The sequence below is a fragment of the Pseudomonas sp. FP603 genome, assembly GCF_030687415.1.
GTDB classification, from domain to species: Bacteria; Pseudomonadota; Gammaproteobacteria; order Pseudomonadales; family Pseudomonadaceae; genus Aquipseudomonas; species Aquipseudomonas wuhanensis.
This window is the reverse complement of the sequence record NZ_CP117431.1, coordinates 1,315,777-1,335,448: the sequence shown is the minus strand read 5'-3', so window position 1 is coordinate 1,335,448 and position 19,672 is coordinate 1,315,777. Positions and strand designations below refer to the sequence as shown.

The 19,672-nt window shown below is 58.9% G+C and carries 11 protein-coding genes and 1 pseudogene; 4 read left to right on the top strand and 8 right to left on the bottom strand.

Annotated features, from left to right (window positions below; translation table 11 throughout):
- Positions 1–96: 96 nt before the first annotated feature.
- Together tadA and PSH65_RS06220 are read right to left on the bottom strand one after the other, a co-directional pair.
- Positions 97–594 (bottom strand): tRNA adenosine(34) deaminase TadA, encoded by a 498-nt coding sequence (gene tadA, locus PSH65_RS06225; RefSeq protein WP_305425371.1) that lies wholly within the window; start codon positions 592–594, stop codon positions 97–99.
- Positions 594–1,970 carry a multicopper oxidase family protein gene (locus PSH65_RS06220; RefSeq protein WP_305425370.1) on the bottom strand — a complete coding sequence of 459 codons (1,377 nt, stop codon included), beginning with the start codon at positions 1,968–1,970 and terminating at the stop codon, positions 594–596. The genes tadA and PSH65_RS06220 overlap by 1 nt, the downstream gene beginning before the upstream one ends.
- A 780-nt stretch (positions 1,971–2,750) precedes the next feature.
- Here PSH65_RS06220 and PSH65_RS06215 point away from each other — a divergent pair.
- Positions 2,751–4,009 (top strand): annotated as a pseudogene (locus PSH65_RS06215) (IS256 family transposase).
- 183 nt (positions 4,010–4,192) lie between these two features.
- Positions 4,193–4,516 (top strand): hypothetical protein, encoded by a 324-nt coding sequence (locus PSH65_RS06210; protein WP_305425369.1) that lies wholly within the window; start codon positions 4,193–4,195, stop codon positions 4,514–4,516.
- Positions 4,517–4,713: 197 nt separating this feature from the next.
- Here the strand turns inward: PSH65_RS06210 and PSH65_RS06205 are convergent, their stop codons facing one another.
- The 5 genes from PSH65_RS06205 to treP all read right to left on the bottom strand — a co-directional run bounded on the left by PSH65_RS06205 (position 4,714) and on the right by treP (position 12,130).
- Entirely contained in the window at positions 4,714–5,004 is a 291-nt protein-coding gene (locus PSH65_RS06205; RefSeq protein ID WP_305425368.1) for a PTS transporter subunit EIIB, read from the bottom strand.
- Between the two features lie 2 nt (positions 5,005–5,006).
- Entirely contained in the window at positions 5,007–7,541 is a 2,535-nt protein-coding gene (gene ptsP / locus PSH65_RS06200; RefSeq protein ID WP_305425367.1) for a phosphoenolpyruvate--protein phosphotransferase, read from the bottom strand.
- Positions 7,542–7,603: 62 nt separating this feature from the next.
- The gene (locus tag PSH65_RS06195; RefSeq protein WP_305425366.1) at positions 7,604–8,827 is read right to left on the bottom strand and encodes a carbohydrate porin; all 1,224 of its coding nucleotides are present in this window, start codon (positions 8,825–8,827) and stop codon (positions 7,604–7,606) included.
- A gap of 95 nt (positions 8,828–8,922) precedes the next feature.
- Entirely contained in the window at positions 8,923–10,572 is a 1,650-nt protein-coding gene (gene treC, locus PSH65_RS06190; RefSeq protein ID WP_305425365.1) for an alpha,alpha-phosphotrehalase, read from the bottom strand.
- 115 nt (positions 10,573–10,687) lie between these two features.
- On the bottom strand, positions 10,688–12,130 hold the full coding sequence (gene treP / locus PSH65_RS06185; protein WP_305425364.1) for a PTS system trehalose-specific EIIBC component: 1,443 nt from the start codon (positions 12,128–12,130) through the stop codon (positions 10,688–10,690).
- A 236-nt stretch (positions 12,131–12,366) separates the two neighbouring features.
- Between treP and treR the strand changes: the two genes are divergently transcribed.
- Complete coding sequence (gene treR / locus PSH65_RS06180) at positions 12,367–13,071, top strand: trehalose operon repressor (RefSeq protein ID WP_305425363.1); 705 nt, start codon at positions 12,367–12,369, stop codon at positions 13,069–13,071.
- 99 nt (positions 13,072–13,170) lie between these two features.
- Entirely contained in the window at positions 13,171–17,889 is a 4,719-nt protein-coding gene (locus tag PSH65_RS06175) for a membrane-targeted effector domain-containing toxin (RefSeq protein WP_305425362.1), read from the top strand.
- A gap of 119 nt (positions 17,890–18,008) precedes the next feature.
- Here the strand turns inward: PSH65_RS06175 and guaA are convergent, their stop codons facing one another.
- Positions 18,009–19,586, bottom strand: a complete 1,578-nt coding sequence (guaA, locus tag PSH65_RS06170; protein WP_007903619.1) for a glutamine-hydrolyzing GMP synthase — start codon at positions 19,584–19,586, stop codon at positions 18,009–18,011.
- Positions 19,587–19,672 lie beyond the last annotated feature (86 nt).

The window sequence follows — 19,672 nt, the reverse complement described above, 5'->3', positions numbered from 1 at the left end:
GAGCGGGCTTGCCCGCGATAGCGGTGGTTCAGTCAACATCAATGCTTGATGTGCCGACGCCATCGCGGGCAAGCCCGCTCCCACAGGTATCGGTGTTTACTCTGAAGGTTTTGCTCTTCGGGCCTTGAAGAATTCACTCAACACCGCGCCACACTCCTCCGCCAACACCCCGCCCTCATACACCACCCGATGATTCAAAAAGCCTTGGGTAAAGAACTGCCCCTGGCTCTGCACAATCCCGGCCTTGGGCTCCAGCGCGCCATACACCACCCGCGCGATCCGCGAGTGCACGATCAGCCCGGCGCACATGCTGCACGGCTCCAGCGTCACGTAAAGCGTACTGCCCGGCAGGCGGTAGTTGCTGGCGGCCTGGGCGGCGGCGCGGATCGCGACCATCTCGGCGTGGGCGCTGGGGTCGTTGCCGCTGATTGGGCAATTGAAACCGCGCCCGATGATTTCACCGTCCTGCACCAGCACCGCGCCCACCGGCACTTCACCCAGCGCCGCGCCTTCGGCGGCGAGGGCCAGAGCTTCGCGCATGAAATCGCGATCACGGCTGCGGTCGATAATCGCTGCGGGGCGAATCTGACGCATCACGCCACCTCGATGGCGGCCATCAGGCCGGTTTCCATGTGGTCGATCACATGGCAGTGGAACATCCAGACCCCAGGGTTATCCGCCACCAGCGCCACTTGCGCGCGCTCGTTCTTGCCCAACAGGTACGTGTCGGTGAAGTACGGGATGACCTTGTGCCGGTTCGAAGCAATGACCTTGAAGCTCATGCCATGCAAATGGATCGGGTGTTGATACTGAGTCATGTTCTTCAATTCGAAAATATAGCTTTTGCCCTTTTCGAGCTTGGCAATCGGTCGATCGGCGCAGGTCTTGTCGGTGATGTCCCAGGCCTTGCCGTTGATCTGCCACAGACTGGGCGGCTTGCCATTTTCGACATTGACCGACACCGAGCCTACCCATTCAAAATTGAAGTTGAGTTTCTGGGCATTGGCCAGGTCCGGCTCGGCCACCGGGTTGGCGGGCAGCGCCGGCGGCCACTCGGTCGGCGCATCGGTGTTCGCCACTGAGCGGAAGGTGCCCAGGCGTACCGGGCCATTGCGCAGGGACAGTTCTTCGCCGGCCGGCGGTGCCTTGATCGCCAGGCAAATGCGCATGCCAGGGCCGAGCCAGTATTCCTTGCCCAGTGGGCGCGGTTCAATCGGATTGCCGTCCAGCGCGTAGATCTGCGCTTCGACACCAGGGATGTTGAGGCGATACGTCAGCGTATTGTCGAGGTTGAGCAGGCGTACGCGGGTGATTTGCCCGGCGGGCAAGTCGATCACCGCTTGCGAGACACCGTTGATGGTCGACAAGCCCCCCGCCGTGCCGCCACGGGCCGCTTCGCGAGGAATGCTGAAGGCGACGAACGCGCCCTCTTCATCAACGTGCCAGCTCTTGAGGCTCAAGGTTTTTTCGTATTTGAAACCAGTGGGCTCACGCTCTTCGATGATCAGCGGGCCGACCAGGCCGCGACCGAGCTCTTCGCTGCTGTTCACGTGCGGGTGATACCAGTAGCTGCCAGCGTCGGGCACGCGGAATTTGTAGTCGAAGTACTCGCCCGGCAGCACCGGCAATTGCGACACGTACGGCACGCCGTCCATTTCCAGCGGCAGGCGGATGCCGTGCCAGTGAATGGTGGTCGCCACCGGCAGGTGATTGATGAAGCGCACCCGCAGCCATTCGCCCTGACGCACGCGCAACTCAGTGCCCGGCGCCGACGGGCCGAACGCCCAGGCCGGCGTCTTGTGCCCGGCCACCAGTTCGACGTCCAGCGGTGCGGCGATCAGCTCATAGTCGTGACCGGCGTCAGCGTCGGCCATTTTGCCCAGCCAGTAACGCGACGCGCCACCGGCCCCCACGCCAACCACCACAAGACCGGCCAGACCACCGAGTATTTGTCGACGGGTAAAGGACATGAACTCAACTACCTCACGTATCAGCCACAGGCGCGGGGCCTGCAAAAGGCGAATACGATACACCTGCGGTTGAGAAACAGTAAGGGCAGCGCGGCGGATGGTCACAGTCAGAGCACGGCTGGCAATGCATCTGTGTTCAACCTCAGCTAATTGATTGAAATGAAACCCCGTGGCGAGGGGGCTTGCCCCCGTTCGGCTGCGCAGCAGTCGTAAAACCCTCCAGCGCGATGTTTCAGATGTAATTCAATTGCAGAATTTGGGGCTTCGCTGAACGTTATTTAGTCGCTGTTAATCAGCGAATTACCCTACATCCATTTCCACCTTTCCCGACTTCTTTCCTGCTCGATCCCCCGCAAAGTCCCCGCGCCTAATTTTCTTAAGGCCTGTTATCTCTGAGGCAGATAGATTTTATGACCGCTTCGCGCTCAATCGCGGGCAAGCCACGCTCCCACAGGATGTCGGTGATCTGTAGGAGCGAGGCTTGCCCGCGAAGGCGGTCTTACAGTCGGCGAAATTTCTGGGCAAGGTCGTCGGAAGTTTCCTTCAAGTTGTAGCGGTTTCCATGAACTGGTGTGAAATGCGCTCCATCGATAGTCTCTGGTGGTCACTGAAAACTCAGTGGCAGGGTGTAGGAACCCTTCAAGACTAGAGAGGACGCTTTGGCGTCGACACCTGAATTGCGGCCATTAACGTGTGTCCGTAAGATCAGTTGCGGCGGCTGTGCGCGGGGGACTGTCAGAAATTTTGTGTTCGGGCATAACATGTTGAAAAGGAGCATGTATGCCGACCAAAAAGAAACCGGCCTCGGAGGCCAAAACCCAGCTTCCTTCGATTCCGAAGGAGCTGATCGATCAGTTCGTTAAAGGCCCAATGAGCGCCGAGGCGATTCAGGACGCATCCATGGCGTTCAAAAAGGCGCTTATCGAGCGAGCCCTTGGCGCGGAGCTGGGTCACCACCTTGGCTACCCTCAGGGCGCGGAGCGCCCTGAGGAGTCGAGTAACCAGCGCAACGGCAAAAGCAGCAAGACCGTGCTGACCGATGATGGCCCGCTGCGTCTGGACATTCCTCGGGATCGCGATGGCAGCTTCGCGCCAATGCTGATCCCCAAGCATGAGCGTCGGTTCACGGGCTTCGACGACAAAATCATTGCCATGTACGCCCGTGGCATGACCGTCCGAGAGATCCGGGCATTCCTTTCGGAGCAGTACGGGACCGATGTTTCCCATGATTTCATCAGCTCGGTCACTGACGCAGTGTTGGAGGAAGTGACTGCCTGGCAACAACGCCCGCTTGAGCCGATGTATCCGGTGATTTTCTTCGATGCGCTGCGGGTCAAAATCCGTGAGGAAGGACTGGTTCGCAACAAGGCCATCTACCTGGCTCTGGGCGTGCTGCCGGACGGCACCCGAGACATTTTGGGCATCTGGATTGAGACCACTGAGGGGCCAAGTTCTGGATGAAGGTCTTCAACGACCTCAAGACCCGTGGCGTTGAGGATGTATTGATCGCGGTAACTGACGGCCTTAAAGGCATGCCAGAAGCCTTGAGTGCGGTGTTTCCGACGACGACCTTGCAGACCTGCATCGTGCACCTGATCCGTAACAGTCTTGATTACGCCTCCTGGGACAAGCGCCGCGAGTTGGCCAAAGCCCTCAAGCCGGTTTATCAGGCGCTTAACGTTGAAGCTGCCGAGCAAGCTCTGGACGCATTTGAAACGGGGCCTTGGGGCAAACAATACCCAACAGTCGTAGCCGCTTGGAGACGTGCCTGGGATCGAGTCATCCCGTTTTTTGTCTTCCCGCCTGCCATCCGAAAAGTGATCTACACCACTAACGCCATCGAGAGCATCAATGCTCAGTTGCGCAAGATCATCAAGACAAGAGGCCACTTCCCGACTGATGATGCAGCGACGAAGCTGATCTGGCTGGCACTGCAAAACATCACGGCCAATTGGGGCAGCGCAGCGCACGACTGGAAGAGCGCAATGAATCAGTTTGCGATTCTTTATGGCGATCGATTTACCAGGTCAAACTGGTGAAATGAGGGCTTGCCTTATGGCAGGCCGTTACCGGCCCGCACACAAAAAATCTGACACTCCCGTGCGCGGGCACGCTTCGGTGTGGTCGAGTTCTCTGGTCTCGATATTCCTACCCCGCGTATAGCTGCCACCCAAGCCTGTAGGAAGGCCGATGGTAGCTCCACTTCTACCAGAGGTTTAAAAATGAAAAGTCTTCATCCCGATCCACCCTACGAAAATCCAATTCCCCACCCCGACAACCGCTTCATGGCCCTCACCGGCAACTGCAACGACATGCCCACCCTGTTCGTCGATACCCACGCGCCGCTCGATGTTTTGTATGACGCTGCCAACTATCGAATTCGTGCAGTCACTCAGGTGCTTGAGAACATGTCGATGCGCGGTTCGGTCGAGTGTGAGTCCTTCATTCTCAGTGACTTTGCCTTGCTCTGCGCCATTCCATTGCGCGACGGGTGTGATGTTCTGGATGTGATTGGGCGACGGTTGCGGGCTCGGCCATCGGCGTAGCGCTGAGCAGCTTTGGCGAGGGAAGTTAAGAAGTTTGAGCGACGAAAATCCTGTGGGAGCGGGCTTGCCCGCGAAGAATGCGCCGCGGTTTTTCAGGTATTACGCGTCATCGTTCTTCGCGGGCAAGCCACGCTCCCACAGGTTCTGCGTCTTAACTTACCGGCATCAGGGCAAGCCCCCTCACCACAAAGGTCCGATTATGGCTGAAGCCCGGTAATCAAATGAACCACTCCACCCTCCAGCATCATCACTCCCGGCACCCCTGCCACCGTCAACGCTTGCCGATCCATTCGCGTCATGTCCCGCAATTCCACCCGCACCCGGGTCAGCGCCACCGGCTGTTGCGACTTGAGGTTATCCACACCGCCCAGGGCGGCGACGACATTCGCGGCCAACCCCGAAACAGGCTGAGCCAGCACTTTCGGCTCATCCACCACCAGGTCCGGCGTCAACGCTTTCCAGAACGCCCGCTGCATTTTCCCGAACATGCTCAGTTCTCCAGAATCAATGAAGTATCGACCGTCGCCTCATGGTGCAGCCGCAATGCCTCGCGTACCTGCTCGGCACTTTCCAGCCCCAACACCTGCTGGGCGATGGCCTGGCAGTCCAGCAGATCCACCTCGCGCACCGCCGCTTTGATCGCCGGAATCAACGGCACGCTCACCGACAGTTCATCCACCCCAAGCCCCAGCAACAGCGGCACCGCCAGTTTTTCCGAAGCCATGGCGCCACACACCCCAACCCATTTGCCATGGGCATGAGCGGCTTTCACTGTAGTGGCGATCAAACGCAGCACCGCCGGATGAAAACTGTCGGCCTGACTGGCCAGCCGTGGGTGATCGCGGTCCATGGCCAAGGTGTACTGGGTCAGATCGTTGGTGCCGATGGAGAAGAAATCCACCTCGGGCGCAAACAGATCAGCCATCAGCGCCGCCGCCGGTACTTCGATCATGATCCCCAGTTTCGGCAATTCCGTAAGCCCTAAGGCCAGCGCCTCTTCTTCAAGCAGCTGACGGGCCAGCCGCAATTCCGACAGCTGCGCGACCATCGGCAGCATGATGTGCAGGCGCGCCAGCCCGGCGCTGCTCAAAATTGCCTTGAATTGATCACGCAATAGCTGCGGACGCTCCAGGCACAAACGAATGCCACGCATGCCCAAAAACGGGTTGGTTTCGCGCTCCATCGGCACATAGGCCAAGGGTTTGTCACCGCCGACATCCAGAGTTCGCACCACCAGATTGCGCGCCGGGCCCAAAGCTCGGGCGATGGCGCCGTAGGTGGAGGCCTGCTCGTCATGGCTCGGCGCGTGATTGCGATCCAGATAAAGAAACTCCGAACGCAACAGACCGACGCCCTCGCCGCCCAGCGCTATGGCTTGTTCGGCTTCGGCCAGCGACGCGATATTGGCGGTGATTTCAAAGTGATACCCATCGCGGGTACAGGCGGTCAGCCCTGCATTTTCCAGCTCGTATTGTTGGCGTTTCTTTTGTCGCTGACGATTGGCTTGCAACTGCTCAATGGCGGCCAGATCAGGGTCCAACTGCAGCTCGCCTTTTTCGGCATCGAGCAAAACCCGGGTGCCATTGATCAGTGTCAGCACCTGAACCGGCAAGCCGCAGATCGCCGGCAAACCGAAGGCCCGCGCGAGAATCGCGACATGGCTGGTGGCGCCACCGCCGACCGTCGCGAACCCCAGCACCTTGCACGTGTCCAGGCCAGCCGTCTGGGAGGGCGTCAGTTGCTCGGCAATCAAAATCGCCCCTTGCGGCAACTCCATCGCACGATCCTCTACGCCGAGAATCAGCTTGAGCACCCGTTGACCGACATCGGCCAAATCTGCGGCGCGTTCGGCCAGCAAGGCATTGCCCAGGCCTTTGAACAAGACTGCCGTCGACTCGGTGGCCGCACGCCAGGCGAAACCGGCGCTTTTGCCTGCATCGATCAGTGCCAGGGCCTGATCCAGCAGGCCAGGATCTTCGAGCAGTTCCTGATGCGCCTTGAAGATGTCTGCCTGAGCGTCACCTGTGGCGTTGTCACGCAACTGCTGCAGGGCCAGAACCGCCGCCGCCAACGCCTGGGACAGATGCTCGCGCTCAACCTGAGGACTAACACCCGATTCGCTCACCTCGAGGGTCTGCTCGGCAATCTGTACCACCTGGCCAAACGCCGACCCCGGCGAGGCACAGACGCCGCGCAGCACTTTCAGCGATGAGGCCTCAGCAGCAACCGTCTCGACCTCTGCCATCACCGTCACGGCCTCCCCGCAACCGGCGGCCAGCAACTCGGCCAGTGTCTTGATCGCTATTTCGGCATCCGCGCCCGCCGCACTGACCTGCAGAACGTCACCATGGGCGGTCTGCAAAGCCATGATCGCCACCAGGGATTTGGCGTTCGCGCTGTCCTGCTGCTTATGCAGGCAAATGCTCGCCGAAAAACCTTTCGCCGCTTGGGCAAACACGGCCGCAGGACGCGCGTGCAAGCCGTTGGTATTGGGCAGCGTCACCGGTCTGGAGAACAGCGCCTCGCCCTCTTCCGGCATCGGTTCATCGGCCGCATCTTCGGATGGATTCAGACTCAGCAGCGGCTGGCCGCTTTCCACCACACCCGTTTCGGGCGCCAGCCAGGTGAACGGCTCACCGCTGACCACCAGCATCAAGGTCAACAAACTGCGGGCGTTCAAGGCAATGTAATCGGCATCGAACTCGATCAGCGCCTGCCCCACCGCGACCCGCTGACCTTCCTCCACCAACCGGGTGAACCCCTTTCCCGCCAGGTTCACGGTGTCGAGGCCGATGTGCATCAGCACCTGCACGCCATTGTCGTCGGTGATGCTGACGGCATGCCCACTGACCTGCACATTGCTGATCACCCCGGCCAGCGGTGCGCACAAGGTTTGCGAAGTCGGATCGATGCACAGACCGTCGCCGATCACGCGACTGGAAAACACCTGATCGGGCACTTGGTCCAGCGGCATCAGCACGCCGGACAAGGGTGCCAGCAGTTGCAATTGTTGGGGTGTGGCCATGACGTCACCTGCTGTTTTGTTCTTTGAAGTGCTGATGGAGCGCGAGGCTCCGACAGCATCGCTTATTTCCACCAATACTCGACCTGCAATCCGACGTTCGAACCGTGTCGCGCCGTGCCGAAGGCGCCGGTGTCGGACAACGCCGAACCCGCCGCCAGTTCATTGGCTGCCCGCTTGGCCGCCTCGTTCCAGCTGGCATAGGTGTAATACAGACGCACCTCCGGGCGCGCCCAGAATTCCGGGCCCTTGGGCGACCAGGTCGGGGCGAAGGTGAACTTGCTCAACTTGCGCGTGCCGCCCGTGGCTTCGACCTGATCGTGGCCCAGTTCGGTCACCAGTTTGAACTGCTCGGTGATCGCATACGCTGGACGAATCCCGAGGGAAATCCAGTTTTGGTCAGCGCCGTCCGGGCGAATGTCTTTCTGGTAGACCGCTTCGACTTGCCCGCCGAAACGCGGCGTCACTTGCCAGTCGAAGAACTCCACCACGCGGTAGCTTTTGCTGCTGTCATCCAGCCTCACGTTACCGGTATAGCCCAACCCGGTGCCGGGGCCTTCACCGTACTGAAAGGCCAGTTTGTTCTTGCCACCCAGAAAGCCCTTCTGCACATGCTGGGTGGTGATCGCCCAACCGCGGTGAGCGTCGCGGCTATCGGGTTTGTCGATGTAGCTCAAGCCGAATTCCAGCTCACCGCCTGGGTTGGTGTTGAAACCGGCGACGTTGAAATCGTGACGGTTGATGTAGTCCTTCTGGTACAGATTGTCCTTGCGCGAGAAGGCGTAGCTGTACTTCAGATCACCGATCAGCACATCTTCGATACCGCCGCCGGTGGCGCTCTGGTTCCAGTAGTAGAAGTCGGAAATGTGGATATCGTTCCGCTTGTAGTAACGCCGACCGGCCCATAGCGAACCGCCGTTGAGGCTGGGCATGTTCGACCATTGCGCATACAGCTGCGGCATGCGCACCGAGCCGTTGTCACCGTTGAACGTCAGGCTGCGGTCGTACTGGTTATACAGCGAGGCCATGCCGTCGACACTGAGCACCGAACCGTCGTCCAGGGTGAACAGATCCTGGCGCAACTCCAGCTCCGCATACTGTTCGCATTCGTTACCCAACCGGTATTTCGACTGCGCGCCGGGTAATTGAAAGCACGACTGGGAACTGCTGTTGACCGAGGTGCCGACACCGCTACGCAAATAGCCGGCGAATTCCAGCGCCTGGGCCGACAGTGGTAATGCCAGGCACACGCCCGCCGCTGCAAGGCTGCGATTTATTGTTGTTTTCAAGAACCACCTCATTATTTTTATTGTGTGATGCAGCAAAATCGGCGCGCAAAACTCCCCCGCGCAGCGTTCTGCGTGTTTTTTGAAACGGTGTTTTTTTAGTGATTGGTCAGGTGCAGAACGAACGACTCATAGGGCCGTAGAAACACCTGCCGGTTTCGTGGCGGACAGTCCGGGTAGTTGCTGATGACCAGACGTTGAGTCATCGCTTCGCTGATCACGTCATCCGGCAGTTCGACTTCGCACGGCGCGCCATAGAAGTTGTTCAGCACCAGCAAACGCTCGCCATGGCCTTCACGCACATACGCCCAGATTTTCGTGTGCTCAGGCAATAATTGCCGATACACGCCGTCGCACATCAGCGCTTCACGGCGGCGCAGGGCAATCAGCTCACGGTAGTGATGCAGCACCGAATCCGGATCGTCGAGTTGGTGGGCGACGTTGATCTGCGCCGCGTTGGCCGGCACGCCGATCCAGGGCTCGACCGCACTGAAACCGGCGTTCGGCTCGGCGTTCCAGTGCATCGGCGTGCGACCGTTGTCCCGAGACTTCTGCATGATCGCCGCCATGTTGTCGGCGTCGCTGCTACCGGCTTCGCGCTTGAGCCGGAAGATGTTCAGGGTTTCGACATCGCGATATTGATCGATGTGATCGAAGCCCGGATTGGTCATGCCCAGTTCTTCACCTTGATACACAAATGGCGTGCCCTGCAGAAAATGCAGCGCCGTGCCGAGCATCTTCGCCGACACCACCCGATGCTCACCGTCATGACCAAAACGCGAGACCACACGCGGCTGGTCGTGGTTACACCAGAACAGCGCGTTCCAGCCGCCGCCGGCCTGCATGCCGGTCTGCCAGTCGGAGAGGATGCGTTTGAGTGCGAGGAAATCGAAATCGGCGCGAACCCACTTTTGCAGGTTCGGGTAATCAACCTTCAGGTGATGAAAGTTGAAGGTCATCGACAGCTCTTTCGACTCCGGCTGCGAGTAGCGAATGCAGTGTTCCAGGCTGGTGGAGGACATCTCACCGACGTTGATCAGGTCATGGCCTTCGAACACTTCACGGTGCATCTGCTGCAAGTAGTCGTGGACGTGCGGGCCGTCGGTGTAAAAACGTCGACCGTCGGTGTTGTCCTCGGGGAAGTCCGCCGGTTTGGAAATCAGGTTGATCACGTCCAGACGGAAACCGCCCACGCCTTTGTCGCGCCAGAACCGCATCATCTTGAAGACTTCGGCACGCACCTGGGGGTTGTCCCAGTTCAGGTCGGCCTGGGTGTGGTCGAACAAGTGCAGGTAGTACTGACCGGTCTGGGCCTCGTACTCCCAGGCCGAACCGCCGAACTTGGATTCCCAGTTGTTCGGCTGATCGCGCCAGATGTAGAAATCGCGATAAGGGTTGTCGAGGCTACTGCGGGCCTGCTGAAACCAGGTGTGCTCGATCGAGGTGTGATTGACCACGATGTCGAGCATCAATTTGATCCCGCGCTTGCCGGCCTCGGCGATCAGCAACTCGCAGTCGGCCATGGTCCCGTAGCTTGGATCGATGGCGTAGTAGTCGCTGATGTCGTAACCGTTGTCACGCTGGGGCGAACGCAGGAACGGCGTGATCCACAGGCAATCGACACCCAGCCAGTGCAGGTAATCGAGCTTGGCCACGACGCCGAGTAAATCCCCCGTGGGGTTGCCAGCGTGGCTGTGAAAACTCTTCGGGTAGATCTGGTAGATCACCGAACGTTGCCAGTCTTGCATGGCGGGGTTCCTTCAGTAAGTTTTGTACTGGCCTTGCGGGCCTCTTCGCGGGCAAGCCCGCTCCCACAGTGACCGCATTCCATGTGGGAGCGGGCTTGCCCGCGATGGCGATCTATCAGGCGACCCGATACCCGGGTCGGACAATCCTCATGCTTAACCCGCAGGTCAGAACAAACGGCACGACCATGGCAATCACCATCCCGACCACGAACATCGGAATGAACTGCGGAATGATCGAGATGAAACCGGGCAAGCCACCGACGCCGATTGCCGAGGCCTGGACCTTGTTCAGCGACAGGAAGATGCAGCCCAGCGCCGAGCCGATCAGGGCCGCATAGAACGGAAATTTGTAGCGCAGGTTGACCCCGAACATGGCTGGTTCGGTGATGCCGAAGTAGGCAGAAATCGCCGAGGTCGAGGCCATGCTTTTGTCCCGCACGTTGCGGGTCATGTAGAACACCCCCAGTGCCGCGCTGCCTTGGGCGAGGTTGGACATGACGATCATCGGCCAGATGAAAGTGCCGCCCTGGGTGGAGATCAGTTGCAAGTCGACCGCGAGAAACATGTGGTGCATGCCGGTGATCACCAGCGGTGCGTAGAGCAGGCCGAAAATCGCGCCGCCGATCATGGGCGCCAGGTCGAACAGGGTGACCACGCCTTCGGTGATGAGAATCCCCAGATGGCGGGTCACCGGGCCAATCACCGCCAGCGCCAGCACCCCGGTGACGACGATGGTGGTGATTGGCACAACCAGCAATTGCACCGCATTAGGCACTCGCGCCCGCAGCCACTTTTCGATGACGCTCATCACATAGGCCGCCAGCAGGATCGGCAGGATTTGCCCTTGGTAACCGACCTTCTCGATCTGAAACATACCGAGTATGTCGAAGTACGGCAGGCTCTGCCCCTCCAGCCCCGCAACCGCTTTGCCGTAGTTCCAGGCGTTGAGCAGATCCGGGTGTACCAGCATCAGGCCAAGCACAATGCCGAGGATTTCGCTGCCGCCAAAGCGCTTGGCCGCCGACCAGCCCACCAGCGCCGGAAGGAACACGAACGAGGTGTTGGCCATCAGGTTGATCAGGCTCCAGAGCCCGTCAAGCTTGGGGTAGGCGTCCAGCAGGGTCTTGCCCTCGATGAACATGCCCCTGGCGCCGATCAGGTTGTTGATGCCCATCAGCAGGCCGGCAATGATCAGCGCCGGGAGGATCGGCATGAATACGTCGGAAAACACCCGCACCAATCGCTGCATCGGGTTGATCTTGTCGACGCTTTTCTGTTTGACGTCGGCGATGGTCGAGGCGGCGAGACCGGTTTGCCGGCGCAGCTCGGCGTAGACCTTTTCCACTTCGCCGGGGCCGATCACCACCTGGAACAGACCTCCGGTATAGAACGAGCCTTTGACCAGATCGATCTGGTTCAGCGTAGCGCTGTCGACCAGGCTCGGGTCCTTGAGGGCCAGGCGCAAGCGTGTGACGCAATGCGCGGCCTGCTCGAGGTTGTCGCTGCCGCCGAGGCTGTCCAACAGCTCAGAGGCGATATTCGGGTAGTCGTGGCTCATGCTTGTTCTTCCACTGTAGTTTTTTGTTATTGGCAGCACGCCGAAGCGAAAAGTACTCGTCTGTACGAGTTATTGCAACAACTCGTACAGACGAGTTTGATTTTGTTTCTCCCGAACCCGACAGGCGGCGATTTTTCCTACCTCTGAAGTCAAAGAAACCCAAAGCCGCATGGACAAACCCCTACCCTGCCCTTAAGGTTCAAAACCTTGAGTCAGCGCGGCACAGAGCCATCCCCATGAGTAAATACAACCAGATCTACAGCGATCTGCTTGCCAGCATCACCACCGAACGTCTGGAACGCGGCGCACGACTGCCTTCCGAAACCGAACTGATGGACACCTATCAGGCCAGTCGCGGCACCGTGCGCAAGGCCATCGAGCAATTGCAGGAGCGCGGCTTCGCCCAGAAAGTCCACGGCAAAGGCACCTTCGTGCTGTCGACCAACCCGATCGAATTTCAGCTCGGCGGCATCGTCAGCTTCCAGGAAACCTACCCACGACTGGGCAATGACGTCAGCACCGAGGTGGTCGAATTCACACAAATCCCCCTCGAAGGCCCGCTGCTTGAACACATCAAGGCTGCAGAAGGCAGCCTGATCACGCGGATCAAACGCGTGCGGCGGATCGACGGCAAACGGGTGATCCTCGACATCAACCATTTCGTCAGCGACGTGATTCCCGGCCTGTCCCGCGATATCGCCGAACACTCGATCTACGCCTTCATCGAGCAGACCCTGCAGCTGCAAATCGCCTACGCGCAGCGCACCATCGAAGCGGTGCCCCGCAGCAAGGACGACCAGCAACACCTGGACCTCGACGGCCAGAGCCATGTGATCGTGGTCAGCAACCAGACTTTCCTGCAGGACGGTCGACAATTCGAGTACACCGAGTCGCGACATACCCTGGACAAGTTCTACTTTTCGGATGTGGCCCGCCGCTGACACTACACGGTACTGAATCGACAATGGGCATAACTATGTAGTGCACATTCCTTGAGCGAACGGGTCATCCTCGACGCCCATTTCTCAAGGATAGAGAGCATGAACCCGATCGAAACCCGCCCACTGCCCAATGCCGCCGACAAGGCGGCGCTCAAGGCAATCGCCACCACCGTCATCCAGACGTGCCCCAGCCTGCAAGACACGGCGCACGAAGTTGCCAGCGACCTGCTGAAAAAATATGACATCGTCGGCCTCGACCCGGATCAGGTGTACTTCCACCGATTCGACGCCTCTCAGAGCAGCTTGAAAGCCTTCACCGGTTGGGAGCACGCCAAGGCAACGCCGACGTCCTCCATGACCCTGACACAATTGGTGATCCATCGCTTCCGCGCCGCTGACCAGGACAACGCCGACTTGCTGGATGTCTATGCGGGCTTCTATACCGTCGGCCCGAAAACTGGCGATTTCAATGAAACCAACGAAGTGCGCCTGCATGGCAATGAGGTTTTGAAGGATTTCTGGAGCATCAATTTCAGCGCTCTATACACCGACCGATTGACGGCCTTCTGGAACAATTCGGGCACCGATTTCCGCGCCCTGGCCAAGTGCAATTTCCTGATCAAAGCGGTGCAGGCGCGTGATAAACGCCAGTTGAGTGATGAGGACTTCCAGTTGGTCACCCATGCCGTCATTGGCTCGATCACCTGGCCTGTCAGCCTGCAGTTGCTGCAATCACAACACCCTTGCGCTGACAGCGTTCGAACCCTGGATGTCGACGGCTACGTGGCCAACAACATTCTTCGTTTTGTCGCGCCCAAGGGCCGGCAGATTGTTTACCTGCCCGGTGAAACCGAAGCCTTTCAGGTGCTGGAAACCGCAATGGACATGCACTACTGGATGTTGCAGCGGATGAACACGGAAGAGGCGCGCCAGGCGTTCATGACGCATTTTTCCCTGGCCGATCGCCAAGCCATTGCCAAGAACATCACCGATATCATGAATCGGCTGGTCAGTACCTGGGGCAAGTACGACCATCACCTGATCAATCAAAAGAACCAGGCTGTCACCGGCGACGCGTTCAACTGGTTGAGCGACTCGACCAAAGCCGCGATGTTCGCCGAAGCCGAACTCTCGTTGACCTCCAATGGCGATCTGCGCAAAAAACTCTGGATCGGCTACCTCAGCGCGGGGGTGAAAGTGCTCGGTCCGATGGCGGTCGTCGGCTGGCCGATTGCACTGCCAGTGGTCGGCGCCAGCATCGCCAGCCTGGGCTTGAACATCGATCAGGCGGTCAATGGAAAAACCACCAAGGAGCGCAAGGCTGGCGTCCTTGGCGCGGTGCTCAGCGGTATTGATTTGCTGTTCAACCTTTTAGTCCTCAAAGGCCCGGGCTCACTGGAGGAAGTCGGCCCGGAAATCGACGCTGCCGAAGCAACGGAAATGGCCAATCTGATTGAATTGACAACGCCGGTCGAGGGCCCAGGACCGATGCCGACCGAGGCGACTGTTGAAACACCGGGCGAGATCGAGCCTGCTGTGAAGGTGCCAGATACTTTCAAGATCGATGTGTCACTCAACGACAACATGCTGGTTCGTGAACCGGGCAAGTTTCAAGGAACCTATCGACTCGCGTCCAACCCTTCGAGCGCCATCCAGCTCAACGACAATGCTTATTACGTGCGCTATGAAACCAACATAAACGGCCGTGGTACCTGGGCCATTGTCGACCCGGCCAACCCCGATGCATTCTCGGGCACGATTCCCGTGCGTTTGGGCGCCGAAGGCAAGTGGGAAATCATCCCGCGGCTGGGGTTGAGGGGCGGCATGAACGTACCGTCCATTGCGACCGCGGGCCCATCCGCTGAACCTGTTGTTGTCGAAGAATGGGCGCGAACGCCGGGCATTCATGTACCCGGGCTCGAAGACCCCGAAATGAGGGCCTGGGCACTCGGCGGGGCAGACGTTCGCGGCTTGTTCAGAAGGGTATGGACAATCGGCTCAATAGACGTGCGCAGCGTGCTCCAATCCGATGTAGATACAGTCGGCGCCCGTAGTGTATTCATGTCCCCTGTCGACGAACTCACACAATCCTTGAGCGAGTTCGACTTGGCTCAGGAAGAACCTCGCAGCAACCTGGTCAGTGACGCAAAGGTGTATTACGAGCTTAATCCACCCAGTCCTCGTCTACCGATACCTACGGCACAACTGATCGAAACGTCCACCGATCTGCTCGATGCTGCATTCGCGAGAAAGCCGGGGTTAGTCGTCGGCGAGAGCCAAGGCAGCATCGGCAGCAAACAGTTCCTGATCGAAAACATGCCTGCGCTGGCCAAGCGCGGAGTGAGAACCCTGTACTTGCAGGAGCTGCTGGCGAACGCCAACCAACTTGAACTGGATGCCTTCGCGCGAACCCGCGAAATGCCGCAAGAGCTGGAAAACTACTTGAGGAAACTCGACCTCAAGGCCGGCAACGATCCCGATGGCAAATTCAATTTGCTCGCGCTCGTGAAAGCCGCCAATGCCCAGCACATTCGGGTTCAAGCTATCGACATGTCGACGACCTACAACATCAATAAAGATGCTTTTAACCGGGAGTCGGATTACCAGATGGCCAGGAGTTTTTTTGCCAGCGAGGTCATCCACTTCAATGAAGAATTGAAAGAACCGGCCAAATGGATTGCCCTGGTCAATCAGGAAAACATGGCGACGTTCAGAGGCTACCGGGGCATCAGCGAACAGACCGATGCCCTGAGCCTCCGTATCGATGATGTAGCGCCGGGGCATACGCAGCCCATCAGCTCCGATCCCGGGTTAGCAGTGGAATATGCAGACTATCCGGACTCCCCTGTTTATGAGTCAGATGGCATTGACCTCGACAGCATCCAGGCACTGATCAAAGGCGACTGGCGCGTACAGATGCAAACCCCATGGGCGTACCGGACCCCGCAGGATCTGAGAGCGCTGTTGCCGGAACCGGGGATGTTCACCTTTCAGCGCTACAGAAGCAGCGTCCTGGTGGTTTATCGCAACGCCAACAATGGAATGGCAGACAGCGTCATCAGGTCGACACCCGGTGGGAGGCTCAATCTGGATACTCCGCTTCGGCCTGCCTATGAGTCCATGACTGTGGATAACCTCGATGAACTCAAAGAGGCATTGATTGCAAAGGGGATGAAGCCCATGGGCTGGCCGCAAGTGGCTGGCGAGGTTGACGGAGCAGCATCGCTGATCGAAGACCTTCCTCGGCCGCTGCCTGAAATCCAGCGATCGGGCATTCCGGACAACTGGCAGGCCAACGAACTGCTCGAGGACAAAACACCTGGCACCGATTCTGGAAAATTCCAGGGCATCTATCAACTCAACGCCAACCCTTCCACTGCCATCATGCTCAATGACACGGCTTATTACGTGCGCTACGAAGTCGACATCAATGGCGGCGGCACGTGGGCCATCATTGATCCTGAACGACCGAATGCGTTTTCAGTATCTCTACCGGTACGTCTCAATGCTCAGGGTGAATGGGAACTGGCCCCCCGAGCCGAACTCAAGGGCGGCGGCAACACGCAGCCAGGAACGTTCCAGGTCACTGTTCAAAATCCACCGCTGGCCACCCTGAGCCGTCCCGCCACTCAGTACGATGCATCGGGCGGACTCCGTCTCAGAAAACTGGCGTTGGGCATAAGAGAAACTCACGTCAAAGTCATGCGACTGCCCGATGGACATCTGCGCGGGATGTCCACTTACGACGAATACGTCGCAGCCCAGCGCGCAAACCTGTCACGGGACGCCCGACAGTTCTTTTCCCGTAATGAGCTCACCGGTTCATTACCCCCGCGCCCGGCGCTTCCTGGTGTGACACCATCGACCACCGCCGCAGAACTGATTCCGGAGATTTTTGACGCCGCCCCAGGCTTGGTTATCGGCGAAAGCCAGGATCGCATTGCCAGCATGCAGTTTCTCATCGAGAACATGCCGATCCTGGCCCAAAAGGATGTCAAGACGCTCTATTTCCATCGCCTGCTCAACGATTTCAGTCAACGGGATCTCAATCAGTTTTTCAGAAGCGGGGAAATGTCCGACGACCTGGAAAAGTCTCTACGACAGCTGCAAAGCGATCCATCCGGACGGTTCACGCCGCTTGAAGTGGTCAAGGCTGCTCAACGCTACGGCATTCGAATTCAGGCAACAGACTGTCTGGCGAGTTACCGCTACCCCGGCTCGCCACTTCCCGACACGCATGAACAAGCCATAAAAACCTACCTCACCCACACCATCATGCAGGCCGACGAATCGCTCAACAGGGCTGGAAAATGGGTGGTGCTGACGGACCAGGAAAACACCAATACCTTTCGGGGCATGGCTGGCATCAGTGAAATGCAGGGCGGTATCGGTTTACGCATCGAAGAGGTGCTCCCTGAAGATAACCTGTTGATCGAAATGGATCGAGGAATCGACGTGGGGCGTGGTTTTGGCTCGCAACACGAATCCATCAGGGGAGATACCGACACCCTGTTTGCCGACCTGAGTCTGCAGACGCCACTGCCCCTGCTCGAAAGGACGCCGGAGGAGCTCGAGCGGCTGCTGTTCCGCCAAGGCATGTTCACTTTCGAGAAGTCGAACGGCAGCTGGACGCTGATTCATCGCGCCAGGGATACCCGAATTACACGAACCTTGGTCGAGCGTACAGTTGACGGCAAGTATCTGATCAATCGCCCCTCATGGACCGAAGTGCACCAGGTGCCTTATGCCGACATCGTCGAACTGTCCTGGGCCCTGAGCCGTATGGGCATGGACCTCGAAGGCCGCCTGCCGCTTTAACTCATCCTTCCGTTATTACAAGGTACACATCCCCTGAAACGCAAAAGCCCCCGATCTCACGATCGGGGGCTTCTTTTGCCACTATCGTTTTGAGCCTGGGTTCACAGGCTCAATCACGATCATTCCCACTCAATGGTCGCTGGCGGCTTGCTCGACACGTCGTAGGTGACGCGGGAGATGCCTTCGATTTCATTGATGATCCGGCCGCTGACGGTTTCCAGCAGTTCGTAAGGCAGGTGTGCCCAACGCGCGGTCATGAAGTCGATGGTTTCCACGGCACGCAGGGCAACGACCCAGGCGTAACGACGGCCATCGCCGACCACGCCAACCGACTTCACCGGCTGGAACACCACGAACGCCTGGCTGACTTTGTGATACCAGTCGGCTTTGCGCAGTTCTTCGATGAAGATGTGGTCGGCGCGACGCAGCAGGTCGGCGTATTCCTTCTTCACTTCACCGAGGATCCGCACGCCCAAGCCCGGGCCCGGGAACGGGTGACGGTAGACCATGTCGTACGGCAGGCCCAGTTCCAGGCCCAGACGACGGACTTCGTCCTTGAACAGCTCGCGCAGGGGTTCAACCAGCTTGAGGTTCATTTCTTCCGGCAGGCCGCCCACGTTGTGGTGCGACTTGATCACGTGCGCCTTGCCGCTTTTCGCGCCAGCCGACTCGATCACGTCCGGGTAGATGGTGCCTTGGGCGAGGTACTTGATGTTATCCAGTTTGTTGGACTGGGCATCGAAAACGTCGATGAAGGTACGACCGATGATCTTGCGCTTCTTCTCTGGGTCGCTTTCGCCTGCCAGATTGTCGAGGAACTGGTCCTCGGCGTTGGCGCGAATCACCTTGACGCCCATGTTCTCGGCGAACATGGCCATCACTTGCTCGCCTTCGTGCAGGCGCAGCAGGCCGTTGTCGACGAAGACGCAGGTCAGCTGGTCGCCAATGGCCTTGTGCAGCAGCGCGGCAACCACCGAGGAGTCAACGCCGCCGGACAGGCCAAGCAACACGTTGTCGGTACCAACCTGAGCGCGGACCTGGGCGATGGCGTCTTCAGCAATCTTCGAAGGTGTCCACAGGGCTTCGCAGCCGCAGATGTCGAGGATGAAGCGCGAGAGGATGCGACCGCCCTGCTTGGTGTGGGTCACTTCCGGGTGGAACTGCACGCCGTAGTAGCCGCGAGCATCGTTGAACATGCCGGCAATCGGGCAGCTCGGGGTGCTGGCCAGGATGTGGAAGTCTTCCGGCATCTTGGTGACCTTGTCACCGTGGCTCATCCACACGTCGAGGCCGAACAGGCCATCGGCGTCGATGTGGTCTTCGATGCCATCGAGCAGACGGCTCTTGCCGACCACGTCAACGCGGGCATAACCGAACTCACGCAGTTCGGAACCTTCGACCTTGCCACCCAGCTGTTCAGCCATGGTCTGCATGCCGTAGCAGATACCGAAGACCGGTACGCCCAGGTCAAACACCGCTTGCGGGCAGCGCGGGCTGTCGGCTACGTGCACGGACTCGGGACCGCCGGCGAGAATGACGCCTTTTGGAGCGAATTCGCGAATCGCTTCGTCGTCCATGTCGAACGGATGCAGTTCGCAGTACACGCCGATTTCACGCACGCGGCGGGCAATCAGTTGGGTGTACTGGGAACCGAAGTCGAGGATCAGGATGCGGTGGGCGTGAATGTCGAGGGCCATGTGGTCAGTCTCGTCTATGCAGTTCGGTGAAGAGAATCAGAAACAACTCGGGGCTGAAAACAGCCCCGGTTACTTAACTTATTGCT